Origin of the sequence: Pseudomonas sp. MF6394 (genome assembly GCF_002018845.1) — a bacterium.
Taxonomy (GTDB): domain Bacteria; phylum Pseudomonadota; class Gammaproteobacteria; order Pseudomonadales; family Pseudomonadaceae; genus Aquipseudomonas; species Aquipseudomonas lactis.
This window is the reverse complement of the sequence record NZ_MVOJ01000003.1, coordinates 278,429-296,981: the sequence shown is the minus strand read 5'-3', so window position 1 is coordinate 296,981 and position 18,553 is coordinate 278,429. Positions and strand designations below refer to the sequence as shown.

Genomic DNA, 18,553 nt, shown 5'->3' with positions numbered 1-18,553 from the left:
CATGCACGCTTTGCAAGCCAAGATCCTCGATCCACGCCTCGGCAACGAATTCCCCCTGCCGGCCTACGCAACACCCGGCTCCGCCGGCCTGGACCTGCGCGCCATGCTCAAGGAGGACACCGTCCTTGAGCCGGGCCAGACCATCTTGATTCCTACTGGCCTGTCGATCTATGTCGGCGATCCAGGCTTGGCGGCGTTGATCCTGCCGCGCTCCGGCCTGGGCCACAAACATGGCATCGTGCTCGGCAACCTGGTCGGCCTGATCGATTCGGACTACCAGGGCGAGTTGATGGTGTCGTGCTGGAACCGTGGCCAGACTGCTTTCAACATCGCCATCGGCGAGCGCATCGCCCAACTGGTTCTGGTGCCGGTGGTGCAGGCGCATTTTGAATTGGTGCAGGAATTTGACGAAACCCAACGCGGCGCAGGCGGTTTTGGGCATTCCGGCAGTCACTGACTAAGCTGAACGTGGCCGGACGCCATCGTCCGGCCACGCGCCACCGCCCGGCTTTTCAGGATGAAGAATGCGCGGAAATAATCATCGAGATTTCTCTAATGAAATCAAAGGACTACGTAAAAATAATGCTAAAGCCAGAGCGCCGATGGCATTTTTACACCACGAACTCTCTGCCGAAAACGCCGTCATACCCTTCAGTTTGAGCCTGCCGGCCAGCCACATCAGGCCAGCCTTGCCCCCTTTCAGATGGAGTTTCCCCCGCGATGAGTACCGCAGCCCGCGTAGCCCCGACCTTTCCCGACAGCATTTTTCGCGCCTATGACATCCGTGGCGTGGTCCCCAAGACCTTGACCGCCGAAACCGCCTACTGGATCGGCCGCGCCATCGGCTCCCAGAGCCTGGCCCAGGGCGAACCCAACGTTTCGGTAGGCCGTGACGGCCGCTTGTCCGGCCCGGAGTTGGTCGAGCAACTGATCCAGGGCCTGGCTGACAGCGGCTGCCACGTCAGCGACGTCGGCCTGGTCCCAACCCCCGCGCTGTACTACGCCGCCAACGTACTGGCGGGCAAATCCGGGGTCATGCTCACCGGCAGCCACAACCCGTCGGACTACAACGGCTTCAAGATCGTCATCGCTGGCGACACCCTGGCCAATGAACAGATCCAGGCCCTGCACACCCGCCTGAAGACCAACGACCTGACCAGTGGCACCGGCAGCATCACTAAGGTCGATATCCTCCAGCGCTACTCCGATGAAATCACCCGTGACGTCAAGCTCGCGCGCCGCCTGAAAGTCGTGGTGGACTGCGGCAACGGCGCAGCCGGCGTGATTGCCCCGCAACTGCTCGAAGCCCTGAACTGCGAAGTGATCCCACTGTTCGGCGAAGTGGACGGCAACTTCCCCAATCATCACCCAGACCCAGGCAAGCCGGAAAACCTGGTGGACCTGATCGCCAAGGTCAAGGAAGTGGGCGCCGACGTCGGCCTGGCCTTCGATGGCGACGGCGACCGTGTAGGCGTGGTGACCGAAACCGGCGAGATCGTGTTCCCGGACCGCCTGCTGATGCTGTTCGCCCGTGACGTAGTGGCGCGCAACCCCAACGCCGAGATCATCTTCGACGTGAAATGCACGCGTCGCCTCACGCCATTGATCAAGGAATACGGCGGTCGCCCGCTAATGTGGAAGACCGGTCACTCGTTGATCAAAAAGAAAATGAAGGAAACCGGCGCGCTGTTGGCCGGTGAAATGAGCGGCCACGTCTTCTTCAAGGAGCGCTGGTTCGGGTTTGACGACGGTATTTACAGCGCCGCTCGTCTGCTGGAGATCCTCAGCAAGGAGAAATCCACGGCGCAAGAGCTGTTTCAGACCTTCCCGAATGATATTTCTACGCCTGAGATCAATATCCATGTGACCGAGGAGAGCAAATTCAGCATCATTGACGCATTGCACGATGCGCAATGGGGTGAAGGCGCCAACCTGACCACCATTGATGGTGTGCGAGTCGATTACGCCAAAGGCTGGGGCCTGGTTCGCGCGTCCAACACCACACCGGTGCTGGTCCTGCGTTTCGAGGCGGATACCGAAGCGGAGTTGCAGCGCATCAAGGACGTGTTCCACGCCCAGTTGAAACGTGTTGCCCCTGATCTCCAATTACCGTTCTGATTTTTGCCCGGAGCCCTGAATGACCCTCGAACGCGAAGCCGCTGCCAACACCGCCAAGGTCCTGTCCGAAGCGTTGCCTTATATTCGACGCTACGTCGGCAAGACGCTGGTGATCAAGTACGGCGGCAATGCCATGGAAAGCGATGAGCTGAAAACCGGCTTTGCCCGCGACATCGTGCTGATGAAGGCCGTGGGGATCAACCCCGTGGTCGTCCACGGCGGCGGCCCGCAAATCGGCGACCTGCTCAAGCGTTTGTCGATCGAGAGTCACTTCATCGATGGCATGCGCGTCACTGACGCGCAAACCATGGACGTGGTGGAAATGGTCCTCGGTGGCCAGGTCAACAAAGACATCGTCAACCTGATCAACCGCCACGGCGGCAGCGCCATCGGCCTGACCGGCAAGGATGCGGAGCTGATCCGTGCGAAAAAGCTCACCGTTACCCGCAAGACACCTGAAATGACCCAGCCGGAAATCATCGATATCGGCCAGGTGGGTGAAGTGGTGGGCGTGAACACCGACCTGCTCAACCTGCTGGTCAAGGGTGACTTCATCCCGGTGATCGCGCCGATCGGCGTGGGCGCCAATGGCGAGTCGTACAACATCAACGCCGACCTGGTGGCGGGCAAAGTGGCGGAAGCGTTGAAAGCTGAAAAGCTGATGCTGCTGACCAACATCGCCGGCCTGATGGACAAGGAAGGCAAGGTACTGACCGGCTTGACCACCCAACAGGTGGACGACCTGATCGCCGACGGCACCATCTACGGCGGCATGCTGCCCAAGATCCGCTGCGCGCTGGAAGCGGTGCAGGGCGGCGTCGGCAGCTCGCTGATCATCGATGGCCGCGTGCCGAATGCGGTACTGCTGGAAATCTTCACGGATACCGGTATGGGCACGCTGATCAGTAACCGCAAGCGGCCTTAATCGCTGCAAACAAAAAAGCCCCGCTCAATTGAATTGAGCGGGGCTTTTTTGCATAGAGCGTGAGGACAATGGAGATCCACTGTGGGAGCGGGCTTGCTCGCGAATGCGCAGTGTCAGTCACTGATTAGGTTGCTGACCCACCGTATTCGCGAGCAAGCCCGCTCCCACACAAGCTCGCTCCTACAGGGAGAGCGGCGTCAGACGCCGAACTGCTCGCGGTATGCACGCACAGCTGGCAAATGCTGCTTGAGCTGCGGGTCATCTTCCAGGAACTGCAACACCTGGTTCAACGACACGATGCTCACCACCGGAATGCCGAAATCGCGCTCCACTTCCTGGATGGCCGACAACTCACCGTTGCCGCGCTCCTGGCGGTTCAGGGCGATCAGCACGCCGGCAGCCTTGGCGCCGTCTTGGGAAGCGATAATCTGCATCACTTCACGGATCGCGGTGCCGGCGGTGATCACGTCATCGATGATCAGCACATCGCCGGTCAATGGCGCGCCGACCAGGCTGCCGCCTTCACCATGGGCCTTGGCTTCCTTACGGTTGAAACACCACGGCAGGTCCTGCCCGTGATGCTCCGCCAGAGCGACCGCCGTCGCCGCAGCCAGGGGAATACCCTTGTAGGCCGGGCCAAAGAGTACGTCGAAGGAAATACCGCTCTCAACGATGGCTGCCGCATAGAAACGGCCCAGCTGAGCCAGGGCCGAACCTGAATTGAACAGGCCCGCATTGAAGAAGTACGGGCTGGTGCGCCCGGACTTGAGGGTGAACTCACCGAAGCGTAAAACGCCGCGATCGATGGCAAAACGAATGAAATCGCGCTGATACGCCTGCATGAAAAAAGCCTCAGATACCACGGATTTAGCTAATTGGGTGGACGGCGTGTATCATACACGCACGCGATTTTTGGGGCCATTTATGCGGATCATCAGTGTGAACGTTAATGGTATTCAGGCTGCAGTCGAGCGTGGTTTGCTCAGTTGGCTGCAAGCACAGAATGCCGACGTCATCTGCCTGCAGGACACCCGTGCCTCCGCCTTTGAACTGGACGACCCAGCCTTCCAACTGGATGGCTACTTCCTTTATGCCTGCGATGCCGAAGTGCCCACCCAAGGTGGCGTGGCTTTGTACTCGCGGTTGCAACCCAAGGCGGTCATCAGCGGCCTCGGCTTCGAGACAGCCGACCGCTACGGGCGTTACCTGCAAGCCGATTTCGACAAGGTCAGCATCGCGACCTTGCTGCTTCCTTCCGGGCAGAACGGCGATGAAGACTTGAACCAGAAATTCAAGCTAATGGACGATTTCGCCCGTTACTTGGATAAACAGCGACGCAAACGTCGCGAGTACATTTATTGTGGCTCGCTGTACGTGGCGCAACAGAAGCTGGATATCAAGAACTGGCGCGACAGCCAGCAATCCCCAGGCTTCCTGGCGCCGGAACGCGCCTGGATGGACGAGATTGTCGGCAACATGGGCTATGTCGATGCCCTGCGCGAAGTCAGCCGCGAAGGCGACCAGTACAGCTGGTGGCCGGATAACGAACAGGCCGAGATGCTCAACCTTGGCTGGCGTTTCGACTACCAGCTACTGACCCCTGGCCTGCGCCGGTTCGTACGTAGCGCACGCCTGCCGCGCCAGCCGCGCTTCTCGCAGCACGCGCCGCTGATCGTGGACTACGATTGGACATTGACCATCTGAGGTCATTCTCCAGGCACAAAAAAACCGACAGTGATGTCGGTTTTTTTGTGGCCGCTCGGTTACTTGACCAGGCGCCAGGTCCACGGATAGCGATAGGCAATGCCTTTGTTGGCCTTGATACCGGCGATGATCGTCAGAATCAACGCACCCATCACCAGCACGGTCATCAGCAAGAAGCCGACCACCACAAAGCCCAACAACAGGCACACCAGCCAGGCGATCGCCACGGTGATCTGGAAATTCAGCGCTTCCTTGCCCTGGTCATCGACGAGCGGGTCCATGTCCTTCTTGAACTGCCACAGGATCAACGGCCCCAGCAGGCTGCCGAAGGGAAATACCAACCCCAGGAATGCCGCGAAATGACACAACATTGCCCACTGGCGTACTTCCTTGGACGGTGCCGGAACTGGCAACTGGCTGTCATTCATGGTGCTTCTCCTTGGGGCCGGCTCAGTCAGCCAGCGCGGCGTTCTGCAATTCAAAGATTTCGGTCATGCCCTTCTGGGCCAAGGCCAGCATGGCGTTCAGCTCAGCCGGCTGGAATGGCGCGCCTTCGGCAGTGCCCTGCACTTCGATGAAACCACCGGTGCTGGTCATGACCACATTGAGATCGGTCTCGGCAGCCGAGTCTTCCAGGTAGTCCAGGTCCAGCACAGGCTCGCCCTGGTACATACCGACCGATACAGCGGCGATCATCTGCTTGAGCGGGTCACCCGCTTTCAGGCCACCGCGTTTTTTGATCACTTTCAGCGCGTCGACCAGGGCCACCATGGCGCCGGTGATGGACGCCGTGCGGGTGCCGCCATCTGCCTGGATCACGTCGCAATCGACGCAGAGGGTGACGTCACCCAGCTTGGACATATCCAGAGCGGCACGTAGGGAACGGCCGATCAGGCGCTGGATTTCCAGGGTGCGCCCGCCTTGCTTGCCACGGCTGGCTTCACGCTGGTTACGCTCACCAGTGGCGCGCGGCAGCATGCCGTATTCAGCGGTCAACCAACCCTGGCCCTGGCCCTTGAGGAAGCGCGGCACGCCGTTTTCGACGCTGACCGTGCAGATGACCTTGGTATCGCCAAACTCGACCAGTACAGATCCCTCGGCGTGTTTGGTGTAGTTGCGGGTGATGCGGATCGAGCGGAGCTGATCGGCAGCGCGACCACTTGGACGTTTCATAGGGGATACCTGTACTGAGGACGAAAAACTGCCGAGCATTATAGAGCCGCGAACCGGTTCGGGGCACTTCTAAAAAATCCGGTTACCAATGCCCGGGTTTGGGCGACCCCCTCCCACTGCGCTACAATCCTGCGCCTCCAGACGGTAGGAGCGAGCCTGCTCGCGAAAAACGTCAACGATTACGGGGCCTTCCTGATTCAACGCGGTGCCCTTGCGTTCTTCGCCAGCCAGCTCGCTCCTACAGGTCGGCCTGGTCACTTTCTATTTATCCAACGCGAGGTACCTCCATGGTGCACAGCATGACCGCCTTCGCCCGTGTCGAAAAAGCCGGGGCCCAAGGCACCCTCAGCTGGGAACTGCGCTCGGTCAACAGCCGTTACCTGGAGCCGCACCTGCGCCTGCCAGAGTCGTTCCGCGACCTCGAAGGAGCGGTGCGTGAAGCGCTGCGCCAGGGCATCTCCCGTGGCAAGCTGGAATGCACCTTGCGCTTTACCGAAGAAACCACCGGCAAGCCGCTGCAGGTTGACCGCGACCGCGCCGCCCAACTGGTGGCCGCGGCCGAAACCATCGCTGGCCTGATCAAGCAGCCGGCCGCATTGAACCCTCTGGAAGTATTGGCCTGGCCCGGCGTGCTGGTGGCCGACGCGGCCGACCCGCAGGCCCTGAATGCCGAAGCCCTCGCCCTGTTCAACCAGGGCCTTAAGGAACTCAAGGCCGGCCGCGAGCGCGAAGGCGCCGAGCTGGCGCGCCTGATCAACGAGCGGCTGACGTCGATCGAAGCCGACGTGGTGACCCTGCGCGAACTGGTACCGCAGATGCTCGCCACCCAGCGCCAGAAGGTCCTCGACCGCTTTACCGACATGAAAGCCGACCTCGACCCGACGCGCCTGGAACAGGAAATGGTCCTGCTCGCGCAGAAGAGCGACGTGGCCGAAGAACTCGACCGCCTGAGCACCCATATCCTTGAAGTGCGCCGCGTACTCAAGTCGGGCGGTGCCGCCGGTCGGCGCCTGGACTTCCTGATGCAGGAACTCAACCGCGAAGCCAATACACTGGGCTCCAAGGCGTTCGACCCGCGCAGCACCACGGCGGCGGTCAACCTCAAAGTGTTGATCGAGCAAATGCGCGAACAAGTACAGAACATTGAGTAAGGCACCCTCCATGACCCACAGCACCGGCACCCTTTACATCATTTCCGCCCCTTCGGGCGCGGGCAAAAGCAGCCTGGTCAAGGCTTTGACCGACGCCGACGAGCAGATCCGCATTTCGGTCTCCCACACCACCCGCGCCATGCGCCCGGGCGAAGTGGACGGCGTGCACTATCACTTCGTAGAGCGTACCGAGTTCGTCAAGATGATCGAGCATGGTGACTTCCTGGAGCGCGCCGAAGTGTTCGGCAACCTCTATGGCACCTCGCAAAGCCACCTGCAACAGACCCTGGACGAAGGCCACGACCTGATCCTGGAAATCGACTGGCAGGGCGCCGAGCAAGTGCGCCAGCTGATGCCCAAGGCGCGCTCCATCTTCATCCTGCCGCCCTCGCTCCAAGCCCTGCACCAGCGCCTGACCAACCGCGGCCAGGACAGCGATGAGATCATCGAGGGCCGCATGCGTGAGGCCGTCAGCGAAATGAGCCACTACGTCGACTACGACTACCTGATCATCAATGACGACTTTGCCCACGCACTGGACGATTTGAAGGCGATTTTCCGCGCCAACCAACTGCAGCAAAAGCGCCAACAGCAACGTTTCGGCAAATTACTCGCCGAATTGCTCGGCTGATTGGCTCTTCCCAAAACGGCTGCAAGGGCCTTACATTGGCACTTGTAGCGGTTTTGCGAAGGCCTGCGAAAAATCAGCGCTTCCCTAAACGCTGGTGATTTTTTAAACTGCTCAGTCCGCTCGCCCAACCGGGCAGCGCGCATCTTGCATTCGCTCCGAGGAATACCATGGCCCGCGTAACCGTTGAAGACTGCCTAGAACACGTGGATAACCGCTTTGAGCTGGTCATGCTCTCTACCAAGCGTGCCCGTCAACTGGCCACTGGCGGCAAAGAGCCCCTGGTCCAGTGGGAAAACGACAAGCCTACCGTTGTAGCCCTGCGTGAAATCGCTGAAGGCCTGATGAGCTACGAGTTCATCGCCAACGCCGAAATCGTTGAAGACGAACCGCTGTTTGCAGCGTTCGAAGGCGAGTCCAACGAGGACGTCTAAGCCTATGCCTGGTCGACGTAGCACGGCGCGGGGTCACAGCCATCGGCAGGAGTTCACACTTTGCCGAGCATAGACGCCCTCGCCGATCGCTTATCGGCCTACCTCGGCGCCGACCAGGTCAACCTGGTTCGCCGAGCGTATTTCTACGCCGAACAAGCCCACGACGGCCAACGCCGCCGTAGCGGTGAGGCGTATGTCACCCATCCTCTTGCGGTGGCCAATATTCTTGCCGACATGCACATGGACCATCAGAGCCTGATGGCCGCGATGCTGCATGACGTGATCGAAGACACCGGCATTGCCAAGGAAGCGCTCAGTGCGCAATTTGGCGAAACCGTGGCCGAACTGGTCGATGGGGTCAGCAAGCTGACCCAGATGAACTTCGAGACCAAGGCCGAAGCCCAGGCGGAAAACTTCCAGAAGATGGCCATGGCCATGGCCCGAGACATTCGGGTGATCCTGGTCAAGCTGGCCGACCGGCTGCACAACATGCGCACGCTGGAAGTGCTGTCCGGCGAAAAACGCCGGCGCATCGCCAAGGAAACCCTGGAAATCTATGCGCCCATCGCCAACCGGCTGGGCATGCACGCCATTCGTATCGAATTCGAAGACCTTGGCTTTAAAGCCATGCACCCCATGCGCTCGGCGCGCATCTACCAGGCGGTCAAGCGCGCACGGGGCAACCGCAAGGAAATCGTCAACAAGATCGAAGAGTCCCTGAGCCATTGCCTGGCGATCGACGAGATCGAGGGCGAGGTCAGCGGACGGCAGAAGCACATCTACGGCATCTACAAGAAGATGCGCGGCAAGCGTCGGGCCTTCAACGAGATCATGGACGTGTATGCGTTCCGGATCATCGTCGACAAGGTCGATACCTGCTACCGCGTGCTGGGCGCTGTACATAATTTGTACAAGCCGCTGCCGGGCCGCTTCAAGGACTACATCGCAATTCCCAAGGCCAACGGCTACCAGTCGCTGCATACCACCCTGTTTGGCATGCACGGGGTGCCGATCGAGATCCAGATCCGCACCCGCGAAATGGAAGAGATGGCCAACAACGGCATCGCCGCCCATTGGCTGTACAAGTCCAGCGGCGACGAACAGCCCAAAGGCACCCATGCCCGTGCACGCCAATGGGTCAAGGGCGTGCTGGAAATGCAGCAACGTGCCGGTAACTCCCTGGAATTTATCGAAAGCGTGAAGATCGACCTGTTCCCGGACGAGGTCTACGTGTTCACGCCCAAAGGCCGGATCATGGAGCTGCCCAAAGGCTCCACGGCGGTCGACTTTGCCTACGCGGTGCACACCGATGTCGGTAACAGTTGCATCGCCTGTCGCATCAACCGGCGCCTGGCCCCGCTGTCCGAACCGCTGCAAAGCGGCTCCACGGTGGAGATCGTCAGCGCACCGGGCGCTCGCCCGAACCCGGCCTGGCTCAACTTCGTGGTCACCGGCAAGGCGCGTACGCATATTCGCCACGCCCTCAAATTGCAGCGCCGCTCCGAGTCCATCAGCCTGGGCGAACGCCTGCTGAACAAGGTACTCAACGGCTTCGACAGCGCCCTGGACAAGATCCCGCAAGAGCGCGTGCAAGCGATGCTCCACGAGTACCGCCAGGAAACCATCGAAGACCTGCTGGAAGATATCGGCCTGGGCAACCGCATGGCCTACGTGGTTGCGCGCCGCCTGCTGGGCGAAGGCGAACAGCTGCCGAGCCCTGAAGGCCCGCTGGCGATTCGCGGCACCGAGGGCCTGGTACTCAGCTACGCCAAATGTTGCACGCCGATCCCGGGCGACCCGATTGTCGGCCACTTGTCTGCAGGCAAAGGCATGGTGGTGCACCTGGACAACTGCCGCAACATCACCGAAATCCGCCACAACCCGGAAAAATGCATCCAGCTCTCGTGGGCCAAGGATGTCACCGGCGAATTCAATGTCGAGCTGCGGGTGGAGTTGGAACACCAGCGCGGCCTGATCGCCCTGCTGGCCAGCAGCGTCAACGCCGCCGACGGCAATATCGAGAAAATCAGCATGGACGAACGCGATGGTCGCATCAGCGTGGTCCAACTGGTGGTCAGCGTGCACGACCGCGTGCACCTGGCCCGCGTGATCAAAAAACTGCGCGCCTTGACCGGTGTGATCCGCATCACCCGCATGCGTGCATAACCGATCCATTACAAGGAGTCATTCATGACCAAGACAGTTATCACCAGCGATAAAGCTCCAGCTGCCATCGGCACTTATTCCCAGGCGATCAAGGCGGGCAACACCGTCTACATGTCCGGCCAGATCCCGCTGGACCCAAAGACCATGGAACTGGTTGAAGGCTTCGAAGCCCAGACCGTACAGGTCTTTGAAAACCTCAAGTCCGTGGCTGAAGCTGCCGGTGGTTCGTTCAAGGACATCGTCAAGCTGAACATCTTCCTCACCGACCTCAGCCACTTCGCCAAGGTCAACGAGATCATGGGCAAGTACTTCGAACAACCTTACCCAGCCCGCGCCGCCATCGGCGTTGCCGCCTTGCCAAAGGGCGCACAGGTTGAGATGGACGCCATTCTGGTCATCGAGTAAAACACCCGGCGCAGCTCCAACAGGCTGCGCCGACTTCGTTTCAGAAGGATTTCGTAATGCGCAAAGCGCTTGTAGCCTCCTCGTTGCTCGCCCTGCTGCTCGGCGGCTGTGCCAGCAACCCCGCCGACCTGGATGTGAGCGGCACCTGGATCAACCAGGCCGCCATCGACGCGGCAGCCAAAGGCGGCCCTTTGCGTGAAGCCCTGCAGTCCTATGGCCCCAACCTTGAGTGGGAGGTCAACACCAAGGCCTTGCAGGCGCGCTACTACAACGGTTTTGAAGTAGCGGAAGGCAAGTTGTCGGGTGAAAAACCCGGCGCGTGGAACGTGGACTTCTATGGCAGCTCTGCCACCGAACTCAAGCGCAAAGGCAAGCAACTGCTGCAAGTGGCCAACGACAATGAGCCCGAGCAGCTGTTTGCCCGCGCCAAAGACCCGGCCCCAGAAGGCGCGCCACTGGGCGCCAACTTCGAACGCGCACTGTACGCGGCCTACATGGGCGGCGACTGGAAGATCAGCGACGGCACCGGCAGCGGCGCCACGGTGCAGTTCCAGGCAGACGGCAAGGTCGCCGGCCTGCCGGGAGTTGATCGCTATTCACTCTGCCTGGCAGGCGACTGCGCCTCCATGAGCGGCGGCTATGACAGCATCTGGCTGCAACTGAACGGCCAGGGCAACCCTTGGATCTTCGCGCGCAAGGGTGAGCAACTGGAGATCTTCCAGGCGATCAATACTGCGCAGGCCGATGAAGTGCCCCAGTTCACGCCTGGCCCTCGCCAATGGTTGCTTGAAAAGTAAGAAAAGCCTCACTTGATCAAAATGTGGGAGCTGGCTTGCCTGCGAAGACGGCCTGACAGCCGACCAGGATGTTGGATTCGACCGCGTACATATCCGTTATTTAGGTAACAGCCACTTAGGGTTCCGCCCTGACGGCGGCTCACTTTTGAAAAGCGCAAAAGTAAGCAAAACGCTCTTGCCCCACCACTCGGCACCTCGCTTAGGCTCGGGTGTGCCCGTAATCCGCCAGTGATTTGGGGGGCCGCCGCCACGCGCCATCCATGGCGCGGGGCGGCTAAACCGGCATCCCTGCCGGTTTACCCCCCAAATCCCTGTCGAATTACGGCCAGCGTGGTTTAACGGGGCGCCTAAGATCAAAAGCAGATCAAGAGCAAGAGCGACTCGCTTCGCATCGTGGTTACCGGTGGCTGCAGCGAACTGCACAGTTGTATAGATACCTATGGCCATCGCAGGCAAGCCAGCTCCCACAGTTTTGAACGTGTTTCAGCCTTTCAGGATCGCCGCATAGCCTTCCCGGTAGGTCGGGTATGTCGGCACCCAGCCCAACGCCTTGATACGCGCATTACTGCATTGTTTGCTGCCAGCACGGCGCACACTGGCGTCCTCGGCCCACTCAGTCACACCCAGGTACTCGCGCAACCAGGCCACCACCTCGGCCAGCGGTGCCGGCGCATCGTCAACGCCGATATAGACCTTGTCCAGCGAGCCGCCCTTTTCCACATGCCGCAGCAAAAAGGCGAGCAGGCCCGCGGCGTCATCGGCGTGGATACGGTTGCCATACAACGGCGGATCAACCGCTACGCGGTAGCCTTGACGCACCTGGGTCAGCAGCCATTCACGGCCAGGGCCGTAGATGCCGGTCAAGCGCACGATGGTGGATGGAATACCGCTATTGAGCGCCACTTGCTCAGCTTCCAGCATCACCTGCCCGGAATAGCCCTTCGCTTGCGTCTCGGACGTTTCGTCGACCCACTCGCCGGTCTGCTGCCCATACACACTGCTGCTGGAAACAAACAGCAAATGCTTGGGCGTCTGGCCGTAGTCTTCCAGCCACTCCAACACATGCAGCAACCCTTGCACGTAGGCGGCGCGATAGCCGGCTTCGTCGTGGTCAGTGGCAGCGGCGCAGTACACCAGATAATCCACCCCGCCGATGGGCCAGGTATCAGGGCAGTCCTTTTTGAACAGGTCGCCGGCGATGCCGATCACCCCGTCGGGCAGGCGTGAAATATCGCGGCGCAGGCCGTGGACCTCCCATTCCGAGGCCAGCAATTGGCTAGCCAGCCGACTACCCACATCACCGCAACCGGCAATCACAACAGAAGGCGCAGACATTACAAAACTCCATTCTTAAAGGCGCAGATTAGCCGCCAGAGATGACCAACGGCCAGAAAAAGCACAAATAAAGTTACTGTATTACTTCTGTTAACAAGAATTACTTGCAATAATGACCGCCCATTTGTCCTCGACCCTTTGGGTCTGGAAGGACGATCACCCATTTTTTTTCTCAGGTCCGGCCAGCATGACACGTCATACAACCCCCGCTTCGCCAACCAAGCTTCACAGTCCCTCCCGCGCCTGGCGTGCGATTGCTGCGATGCTGTTCAGCGTACTGCTGGCACCGACCGCCGCATTCGCTGACGCCACCGCTCCCGCCGCTCCAGCAGCCGCCGAGCAAAATGCCGCGACCCCGGCAGCGCCTGCCGTCGCGCCAGTGGCCACCGACCCGGCCCAGGCCGCCGGCGCTGCCGCACCTGCCGACGAAACCGGCGTGGTGCTGGAAGAAGACAACACCCTGGGCATGGCCCACGACTTGTCGCCATGGGGCATGTACCAGAATGCTGACGTGGTGGTGAAAGCCGTCATGATCGGCCTGGCCATTGCCTCGATCATTACCTGGGCCATCTGGATTGCCAAAGGCTTCGAGCTGTTGGGCGCCAAGCGTCGTCTGCGTGCTGAAATCGTCCACCTGAAAAAAGCCACCACCCTCAAGGAAGCGAGCGAAACCGCGACCAAGAAGGGCACCCTGGCCAACCTGCTGGTGCACGACGCGCTGGAAGAAATGCGCCTGTCGGCCAACACCCGCGAAAAAGAAGGCATCAAGGAACGCGTCAGCTTCCGCCTGGAGCGCCTGGTTGCCGCCTGTGGCCGTAACATGAGCAGCGGCACCGGCGTACTCGCCACCATCGGTTCCACCGCGCCCTTCGTCGGCTTGTTCGGTACCGTGTGGGGCATCATGAACAGCTTCATCGGCATCGCCAAAACCCAGACCACCAACCTCGCCGTCGTTGCCCCCGGCATCGCCGAAGCCCTGCTGGCGACCGCCCTAGGCCTGGTTGCCGCGATTCCTGCGGTGGTCATCTACAACGTCTTCGCCCGTTCGATTGCCGGCTACAAGGCCCAGGTATCGGATGCGTCGGCAGAAGTCCTGCTGCTGGTCAGCCGTGACCTCGATCACCTGCCTACCGAGCGCAGCTCGCAACCGCACATGGTGAAAGTGGGGTAATCGGCCATGGGCCTGCATTTGAATCAAGGCGACGACGAACTCGTCGAGAACCACGAAATCAACGTCACGCCGTTTATCGACGTGATGCTGGTGCTGCTGATCATCTTCATGGTGGCCGCACCGCTGGCGACCGTGGACATCAAAGTGGACCTGCCTGCGTCCAGCGCCAAGCCGGCGCCGCGGCCAGAGAAACCGATCTTCCTCAGCGTCAAGGCGGACCAACGCCTGTTCCTGGGCGAAGAAGAAGTCAAGGCTGAGACCCTGGGGCCGGTGCTGGATGCCAAGACCCAAGGCAAGAAAGACACGACAATCTTCTTCCAGGCCGACAAAGGCGTGGACTACGGCGACCTGATGAGCGTGATGGATGCCCTGCGGGCAGCCGGCTACCTCAAGGTAGGCCTGGTCGGACTTGAGACGGCAGCCAAGAAATGATCACGACGCGCCACAAACTGACGCGTTATGGCACCAGCCTCGCCGTCGTGCTGGGCGTGCATGCCGTCGCGATCATCATCGCGCTCCAATGGTCCGCGCCGCAGGCGATCCAGCTGCCACCCGCCGCCATGGTCATCGACCTGGCGCCGCTGCCAGCGCCACCGCCGCCTCCAGCACCGCCCAAGGTCGTTGCGCCGCCGCCACCACCGGTCGAAGAGCTGCCCCTGCCAAAGCTGGCCGAGGCGCCCAAGCCAACGATCCAGGTGCCCAAGCCGGTCAAGCCCAAGCCTAAGCCACAACCGCCAAAGCCGGTGGAGAAGAAGCCCGAGCCGCCCAAGGAGAAACCTTCCGAGGAGCCACCGAGCGAAACGCCGCCGAGCAACGCACCTGCGCAGAAGTCCGCACAACCTACGCCGGGCCCATCGGCACAGCAGCTGGCCGCCCAGGCTTCCTGGCAAAGCACGTTGCTGGCGCATCTGCAGAAGTACAAGAAGTACCCGCCTGGCGCCCAACGCAGTGGCAAGGAAGGTATGAACCGCTTGCGCTTCGTGGTCGATGGCGAAGGCAATGTGCTGTCCTACGAGCTGGAAGGCCGCTCCGGCAACGCCGACCTGGACCGTGCGACCCTTGAGATGATCCGCAAGGCTCAGCCGTTGCCCAAGCCGCCGGCCGACCTGTTGAAAAACGGCAGCGTCGAACTGGTCGCACCGTTTGTTTACAACATCGACAAGCGTCGCCGCTGACAGAGCACTGTGGGAGGGACTTGCTCCCTCCCGCATGTGCTTTATTACCTCAGCAAAATTCCGACATTCCCCACTCAATCCACAGCAAAGTTCTGATAACGTGCGTCTATCGATTGCAGCCGGTATGCTTGGCCCGCAACCTCATGGACGCCCGCTATGACTCTTACAGAATTACGCTACATCGTGACCCTCGCCCAAGAACAACACTTCGGCCATGCAGCCGAACGTTGCCACGTCAGCCAGCCGACGCTGTCGGTGGGTGTGAAAAAGCTTGAAGACGAACTCGGTGTGCTGATTTTCGAGCGCAGCAAAAGCGCCGTGCGCCTCACCCCGGTGGGCGAAGGCATCGTTGCCCAGGCCCAGAAGGTCCTGGAACAAGCGCAAAGCATTCGCGAACTGGCCCAGGCCGGCAAGAACCAGCTGACCGCACCGCTCAAGGTTGGCGCGATCTACACAGTCGGCCCCTACCTGTTCCCGCACCTGATTCCGCAACTGCACCGCGTCGCGCCGCAGATGCCGCTGTATATCGAAGAAAACTTCACCCACGTGCTGCGCGATAAACTGCGCAACGGCGAGCTGGACGCGATCATCATCGCCCTGCCCTTCAACGAGGCGGACGTGCTGACCCTGCCGCTCTACGACGAGCCGTTCTACGTGCTGATGCCGGCCTCCCACCCGTGGACCAAGAAGGACACCATCGACGCCGGCCTGCTCAATGACAAGAGCCTGCTGCTGCTCGGTGAAGGCCACTGCTTCCGCGACCAGGTGCTGGAAGCCTGCCCGACCCTGACCAAGGGCAACGACGGCGCCAAGCACACCACGGTGGAATCCAGCTCGCTGGAAACCATTCGCCATATGGTCGCGTCCGGCCTGGGCATCTCGATCCTGCCGCTGTCTGCGGTAGACAGCCATCACTACGCCCAGGGCGTGATCGAAGTGCGCCCACTCACGCCGCCGGTGCCGTTCCGTACCGTGGCGATTGCCTGGCGCGCCAGCTTCCCGCGCCCCAAAGCGATTGAGATCCTCGCGGACTCGATCCGTCTGTGTTCGGTGGCCAAGCCGCCCGTTGCGAGCTAAGCCACGGTATGACTGAGCTGTCGCAGGTGTCGGTGACGGCACTCAAGGGTGTCGGGGAGGCCATGGCCGAGAAGCTGGCCAAGGTCGGCCTGGAGAACCTTCAGGACGTGCTGTTCCACCTGCCCCTGCGCTACCAGGACCGCACCCGCGTGGTGCCTATCGGCCATTTGCGCCCTGGGCAGGACGCGGTGATCGAAGGCACCGTCAGCGGCGCCGACGTGGTGATGGGCAAGCGCCGCAGCCTGGTGGTGCGTCTGCAGGATGGTACCGGTGGCTTGAGCCTGCGCTTCTACCACTTCAGCAACGCACAGAAGGAAGGCCTCAAGCGTGGCACCCGCGTGCGCTGTTACGGCGAGGCACGCCCAGGCGCCTCTGGCCTGGAAATCTACCACCCGGAATACCGCGCCATTACCGGCGATGAGCCGCCACCGGTGGACACCACGCTCACGCCGATCTACCCGCTGACCGAGGGCCTGACCCAGCAACGTCTGCGCCAGTTGTGCATGCAGACCCTGACCATGCTCGGCCCGCAAAGCCTGCCCGATTGGCTGCCCCTGGAGCTGGCCCGCGACTATCAATTGGCGCCCCTGGCCGATGCGATTCGGTATTTGCATCACCCGCCCGCCGATGCCGATGTGGACGAACTCGCCCTCGGCCATCATTGGGCCCAGCATCGACTGGCCTTTGAAGAACTGCTCACGCATCAGCTGTCCCAGCAACGCCTGCGCGAAAGCATGCGTTCCCTGCGCGCCCCGGCGATGCCCAAGGCCACGCGGCTGCCTGCGCAATACCTGGCCAACCTCGGCTTTGCACCCACCGGCGCGCAACAGCGCGTGGGCAATGAAATCGCCTACGACCTCAGCCAGCAAGAACCGATGCTGCGGTTGATCCAGGGTGACGTAGGCGCCGGCAAGACCGTGGTGGCCGCCCTCGCCGCCCTGCAAGCCCTGGAAGCTGGCTATCAGGTGGCGCTGATGGCACCCACGGAAATCCTCGCCGAACAACACTTCATCACCTTCAAGCGCTGGCTCGAACCCCTGGGTCTGGAAGTGGCGTGGCTGGCTGGCAAGCTCAAAGGCAAGAACCGCGTGGCCGCCCTGGAACAGATCGCTGCCGGCGCACCGATGGTGGTGGGCACCCATGCACTGTTCCAGGACGAAGTGCAGTTCAAGAACCTCGCGCTGGTGATCATTGACGAACAGCACCGCTTTGGCGTGCAACAACGCCTGGCCCTGCGCCAGAAAGGCGTGGGCGGGCGCATGAACCCGCACCAGTTGATCATGACCGCCACGCCGATCCCACGCACCCTGGCCATGAGCGCCTACGCCGACCTCGACACCTCGATCCTCGACGAACTGCCGCCAGGGCGAACGCCGGTCAACACCGTGCTGGTCACCGACACGCGGCGGGTCGAAGTGATCGAGCGCGTGCGCGGTGCCTGCGCCGAAGGCCGCCAGGCGTACTGGGTGTGCACACTGATCGAAGAGTCCGAAGAACTGACCTGCCAGGCCGCCGAAACTACCTATGAAGACCTCACCAGCGCCTTGGGTGAGCTCAAGGTCGGGTTGATCCATGGCCGTATGAAGCCGGCGGAAAAAGCCGCGGTGATGGCCGAGTTCAAGGCCGGCAACCTGCAATTACTGGTGGCTACCACCGTGATTGAAGTGGGCGTGGACGTCCCCAACGCCAGCCTGATGATCATCGAAAACCCCGAGCGCCTGGGCCTGGCGCAACTGCACCAGCTGCGCGGGCGGGTTGGTCGGGGCAGCGCCGCCAGCCACTGCGTGCTGCTCTATCACCCGCCGCTGTCGCAGATCGGTCGCCAGCGCCTGGGCATCATGCGCGAAACCAACGACGGTTTTGTCATCGCCGAAAAAGACCTGGAACTGCGCGGCCCAGGTGAAATGCTCGGCACGCGCCAGACCGGCCTGCTGCAATTCAAGGTTGCCGACCTGATGCGCGATGCCGACCTGCTGCCCGCCGTACGCGATGCTGCGCAAGCCTTGCTTGAGCGTTGGCCCGATCACGTCAGCCCCTTGCTCAACCGCTGGCTGCGCCACGGCCAGCAATACGGCCAAGTCTGACCCGCACCCTGTAGGAGCGAGCTTGCTCGCGAAGAACGCCAACGATAACGCGGACATTCTGGGTGATCGCGCTGTCAGGAAGCTCTTCGCGAGCAAGCTCGCTCCTACAGCGGGATCGGCGCACAGCCAACCTCGTCACAAAGAACACTTATCCGACCAACACCCGTATCAAGCTGGTTATACTCCAATGAATGTAAGAAATTGGATCAG

At 61.2% G+C, this 18,553-nt stretch carries 18 protein-coding genes and 1 pseudogene; 15 read left to right on the top strand and 4 right to left on the bottom strand.

Features of this window, described 5'->3' with window-relative positions; all coding sequences use genetic code 11:
• The first annotated feature begins 1 nt into the window (after position 1).
• The 3 genes and pseudogenes from dut (at position 2) to argB (ending at position 3,043) form a co-directional block, all read left to right on the top strand.
• A complete protein-coding gene (gene dut, locus MF6394_RS05860; RefSeq protein ID WP_003195482.1) occupies positions 2 to 457 on the top strand; it encodes a dUTP diphosphatase in 456 nt (151 codons plus the stop codon).
• A 254-nt stretch (positions 458 to 711) separates the two neighbouring features.
• Positions 712 to 2,118 (top strand): annotated as a pseudogene (locus tag MF6394_RS05850) (phosphomannomutase/phosphoglucomutase); the annotation flags it as partial.
• Between the two features lie 19 nt (positions 2,119 to 2,137).
• On the top strand, positions 2,138 to 3,043 hold the full coding sequence (gene argB, locus MF6394_RS05845) for an acetylglutamate kinase (RefSeq protein WP_032894535.1): 906 nt from the start codon (positions 2,138 to 2,140) through the stop codon (positions 3,041 to 3,043).
• Positions 3,044 to 3,240: 197 nt separating this feature from the next.
• On the opposite strand, the gene pyrE is transcribed toward argB, so the two are convergent.
• Positions 3,241 to 3,885, bottom strand: a complete 645-nt coding sequence (gene pyrE, locus MF6394_RS05840; RefSeq protein WP_003195489.1) for an orotate phosphoribosyltransferase — start codon at positions 3,883 to 3,885, stop codon at positions 3,241 to 3,243.
• A gap of 82 nt (positions 3,886 to 3,967) precedes the next feature.
• Here pyrE and MF6394_RS05835 point away from each other — a divergent pair, with 82 nt between their 5' ends.
• Entirely contained in the window at positions 3,968 to 4,747 is a 780-nt protein-coding gene (locus MF6394_RS05835; RefSeq protein WP_003195493.1) for an exodeoxyribonuclease III, read from the top strand.
• Between the two features lie 59 nt (positions 4,748 to 4,806).
• Here MF6394_RS05835 and MF6394_RS05830 read toward each other — a convergent pair whose 3' ends face one another.
• Positions 4,807 to 5,175, bottom strand: coding sequence for a DUF4870 domain-containing protein (locus tag MF6394_RS05830; RefSeq protein WP_044269858.1), 369 nt, complete (start codon positions 5,173 to 5,175; stop codon positions 4,807 to 4,809).
• Positions 5,176 to 5,197: 22 nt separating this feature from the next.
• Positions 5,198 to 5,920 carry a ribonuclease PH gene (gene rph / locus MF6394_RS05825; protein ID WP_078466322.1) on the bottom strand — a complete coding sequence of 241 codons (723 nt, stop codon included), beginning with the start codon at positions 5,918 to 5,920 and terminating at the stop codon, positions 5,198 to 5,200.
• Between the two features lie 287 nt (positions 5,921 to 6,207).
• On the opposite strand from rph, the gene MF6394_RS05820 reads away from it, so the two are divergent.
• The 6 genes from MF6394_RS05820 to MF6394_RS05795 all read left to right on the top strand — a co-directional run bounded on the left by MF6394_RS05820 (position 6,208) and on the right by MF6394_RS05795 (position 11,501).
• Positions 6,208 to 7,071, top strand: coding sequence for a YicC/YloC family endoribonuclease (locus MF6394_RS05820; RefSeq protein ID WP_003195504.1), 864 nt, complete (start codon positions 6,208 to 6,210; stop codon positions 7,069 to 7,071).
• A 10-nt stretch (positions 7,072 to 7,081) separates the two neighbouring features.
• Positions 7,082 to 7,702 carry a guanylate kinase gene (gmk, locus tag MF6394_RS05815; protein WP_003195506.1) on the top strand — a complete coding sequence of 207 codons (621 nt, stop codon included), beginning with the start codon at positions 7,082 to 7,084 and terminating at the stop codon, positions 7,700 to 7,702.
• Between the two features lie 167 nt (positions 7,703 to 7,869).
• Positions 7,870 to 8,133, top strand: a complete 264-nt coding sequence (gene rpoZ, locus MF6394_RS05810) for a DNA-directed RNA polymerase subunit omega (RefSeq protein ID WP_003195508.1) — start codon at positions 7,870 to 7,872, stop codon at positions 8,131 to 8,133.
• A gap of 60 nt (positions 8,134 to 8,193) precedes the next feature.
• Positions 8,194 to 10,299 (top strand): bifunctional GTP diphosphokinase/guanosine-3',5'-bis pyrophosphate 3'-pyrophosphohydrolase, encoded by a 2,106-nt coding sequence (gene spoT / locus MF6394_RS05805; RefSeq protein ID WP_003195510.1) that lies wholly within the window; start codon positions 8,194 to 8,196, stop codon positions 10,297 to 10,299.
• A gap of 24 nt (positions 10,300 to 10,323) precedes the next feature.
• The gene (locus tag MF6394_RS05800) at positions 10,324 to 10,704 is read left to right on the top strand and encodes a RidA family protein (RefSeq protein ID WP_003176922.1); all 381 of its coding nucleotides are present in this window, start codon (positions 10,324 to 10,326) and stop codon (positions 10,702 to 10,704) included.
• A 56-nt stretch (positions 10,705 to 10,760) separates the two neighbouring features.
• Positions 10,761 to 11,501: a hypothetical protein gene (locus MF6394_RS05795; RefSeq protein ID WP_047712077.1), complete on the top strand. Its 741-nt coding sequence runs from the start codon at positions 10,761 to 10,763 to the stop codon at positions 11,499 to 11,501.
• A 483-nt stretch (positions 11,502 to 11,984) separates the two neighbouring features.
• On the opposite strand, the gene MF6394_RS05785 is transcribed toward MF6394_RS05795, so the two are convergent.
• Entirely contained in the window at positions 11,985 to 12,836 is an 852-nt protein-coding gene (locus MF6394_RS05785; RefSeq protein ID WP_078466320.1) for an SDR family oxidoreductase, read from the bottom strand.
• 187 nt (positions 12,837 to 13,023) lie between these two features.
• Between MF6394_RS05785 and exbB the strand changes: the two genes are divergently transcribed.
• From exbB to recG, 5 genes are all read left to right on the top strand, one after another.
• On the top strand, positions 13,024 to 14,007 hold the full coding sequence (exbB, locus tag MF6394_RS05780; RefSeq protein WP_078466319.1) for a tonB-system energizer ExbB: 984 nt from the start codon (positions 13,024 to 13,026) through the stop codon (positions 14,005 to 14,007).
• 6 nt (positions 14,008 to 14,013) lie between these two features.
• Complete coding sequence (exbD, locus tag MF6394_RS05775; RefSeq protein ID WP_003195519.1) at positions 14,014 to 14,439, top strand: TonB system transport protein ExbD; 426 nt, start codon at positions 14,014 to 14,016, stop codon at positions 14,437 to 14,439.
• Positions 14,436 to 15,182 carry an energy transducer TonB family protein gene (locus tag MF6394_RS05770; RefSeq protein ID WP_003195521.1) on the top strand — a complete coding sequence of 249 codons (747 nt, stop codon included), beginning with the start codon at positions 14,436 to 14,438 and terminating at the stop codon, positions 15,180 to 15,182. Before exbD ends, MF6394_RS05770 begins: the two co-directional genes overlap by 4 nt.
• A gap of 156 nt (positions 15,183 to 15,338) precedes the next feature.
• A complete protein-coding gene (locus MF6394_RS05765) occupies positions 15,339 to 16,259 on the top strand; it encodes a hydrogen peroxide-inducible genes activator (RefSeq protein WP_003195523.1) in 921 nt (306 codons plus the stop codon).
• 8 nt (positions 16,260 to 16,267) lie between these two features.
• Positions 16,268 to 18,343, top strand: coding sequence for an ATP-dependent DNA helicase RecG (recG, locus tag MF6394_RS05760; RefSeq protein WP_003195525.1), 2,076 nt, complete (start codon positions 16,268 to 16,270; stop codon positions 18,341 to 18,343).
• Positions 18,344 to 18,553 lie beyond the last annotated feature (210 nt).

Bases quoted from the DNA above. Each gene is read 5' to 3' on its own strand.
- dut (WP_003195482.1), top strand. From the start codon at position 2: ATGCACGCTTTGCAAGCCAAGATCCTCGATCCACGCCTCGGCAACGAA.
- argB (WP_032894535.1), top strand. From the start codon at position 2,138: ATGACCCTCGAACGCGAAGCCGCTGCCAACACCGCCAAGGTCCTGTCC.
- pyrE (WP_003195489.1), bottom strand. From the start codon at position 3,885: ATGCAGGCGTATCAGCGCGATTTCATTCGTTTTGCCATCGATCGCGGC.
- MF6394_RS05835 (WP_003195493.1), top strand. From the start codon at position 3,968: ATGCGGATCATCAGTGTGAACGTTAATGGTATTCAGGCTGCAGTCGAG.
- MF6394_RS05830 (WP_044269858.1), bottom strand. From the start codon at position 5,175: ATGAATGACAGCCAGTTGCCAGTTCCGGCACCGTCCAAGGAAGTACGC.
- rph (WP_078466322.1), bottom strand. From the start codon at position 5,920: ATGAAACGTCCAAGTGGTCGCGCTGCCGATCAGCTCCGCTCGATCCGC.
- MF6394_RS05820 (WP_003195504.1), top strand. From the start codon at position 6,208: ATGGTGCACAGCATGACCGCCTTCGCCCGTGTCGAAAAAGCCGGGGCC.
- gmk (WP_003195506.1), top strand. From the start codon at position 7,082: ATGACCCACAGCACCGGCACCCTTTACATCATTTCCGCCCCTTCGGGC.
- rpoZ (WP_003195508.1), top strand. From the start codon at position 7,870: ATGGCCCGCGTAACCGTTGAAGACTGCCTAGAACACGTGGATAACCGC.
- MF6394_RS05800 (WP_003176922.1), top strand. From the start codon at position 10,324: ATGACCAAGACAGTTATCACCAGCGATAAAGCTCCAGCTGCCATCGGC.
- MF6394_RS05795 (WP_047712077.1), top strand. From the start codon at position 10,761: ATGCGCAAAGCGCTTGTAGCCTCCTCGTTGCTCGCCCTGCTGCTCGGC.
- MF6394_RS05785 (WP_078466320.1), bottom strand. From the start codon at position 12,836: ATGTCTGCGCCTTCTGTTGTGATTGCCGGTTGCGGTGATGTGGGTAGT.
- exbB (WP_078466319.1), top strand. From the start codon at position 13,024: ATGACACGTCATACAACCCCCGCTTCGCCAACCAAGCTTCACAGTCCC.
- exbD (WP_003195519.1), top strand. From the start codon at position 14,014: ATGGGCCTGCATTTGAATCAAGGCGACGACGAACTCGTCGAGAACCAC.
- MF6394_RS05770 (WP_003195521.1), top strand. From the start codon at position 14,436: ATGATCACGACGCGCCACAAACTGACGCGTTATGGCACCAGCCTCGCC.
- MF6394_RS05765 (WP_003195523.1), top strand. From the start codon at position 15,339: ATGACTCTTACAGAATTACGCTACATCGTGACCCTCGCCCAAGAACAA.
- recG (WP_003195525.1), top strand. From the start codon at position 16,268: ATGACTGAGCTGTCGCAGGTGTCGGTGACGGCACTCAAGGGTGTCGGG.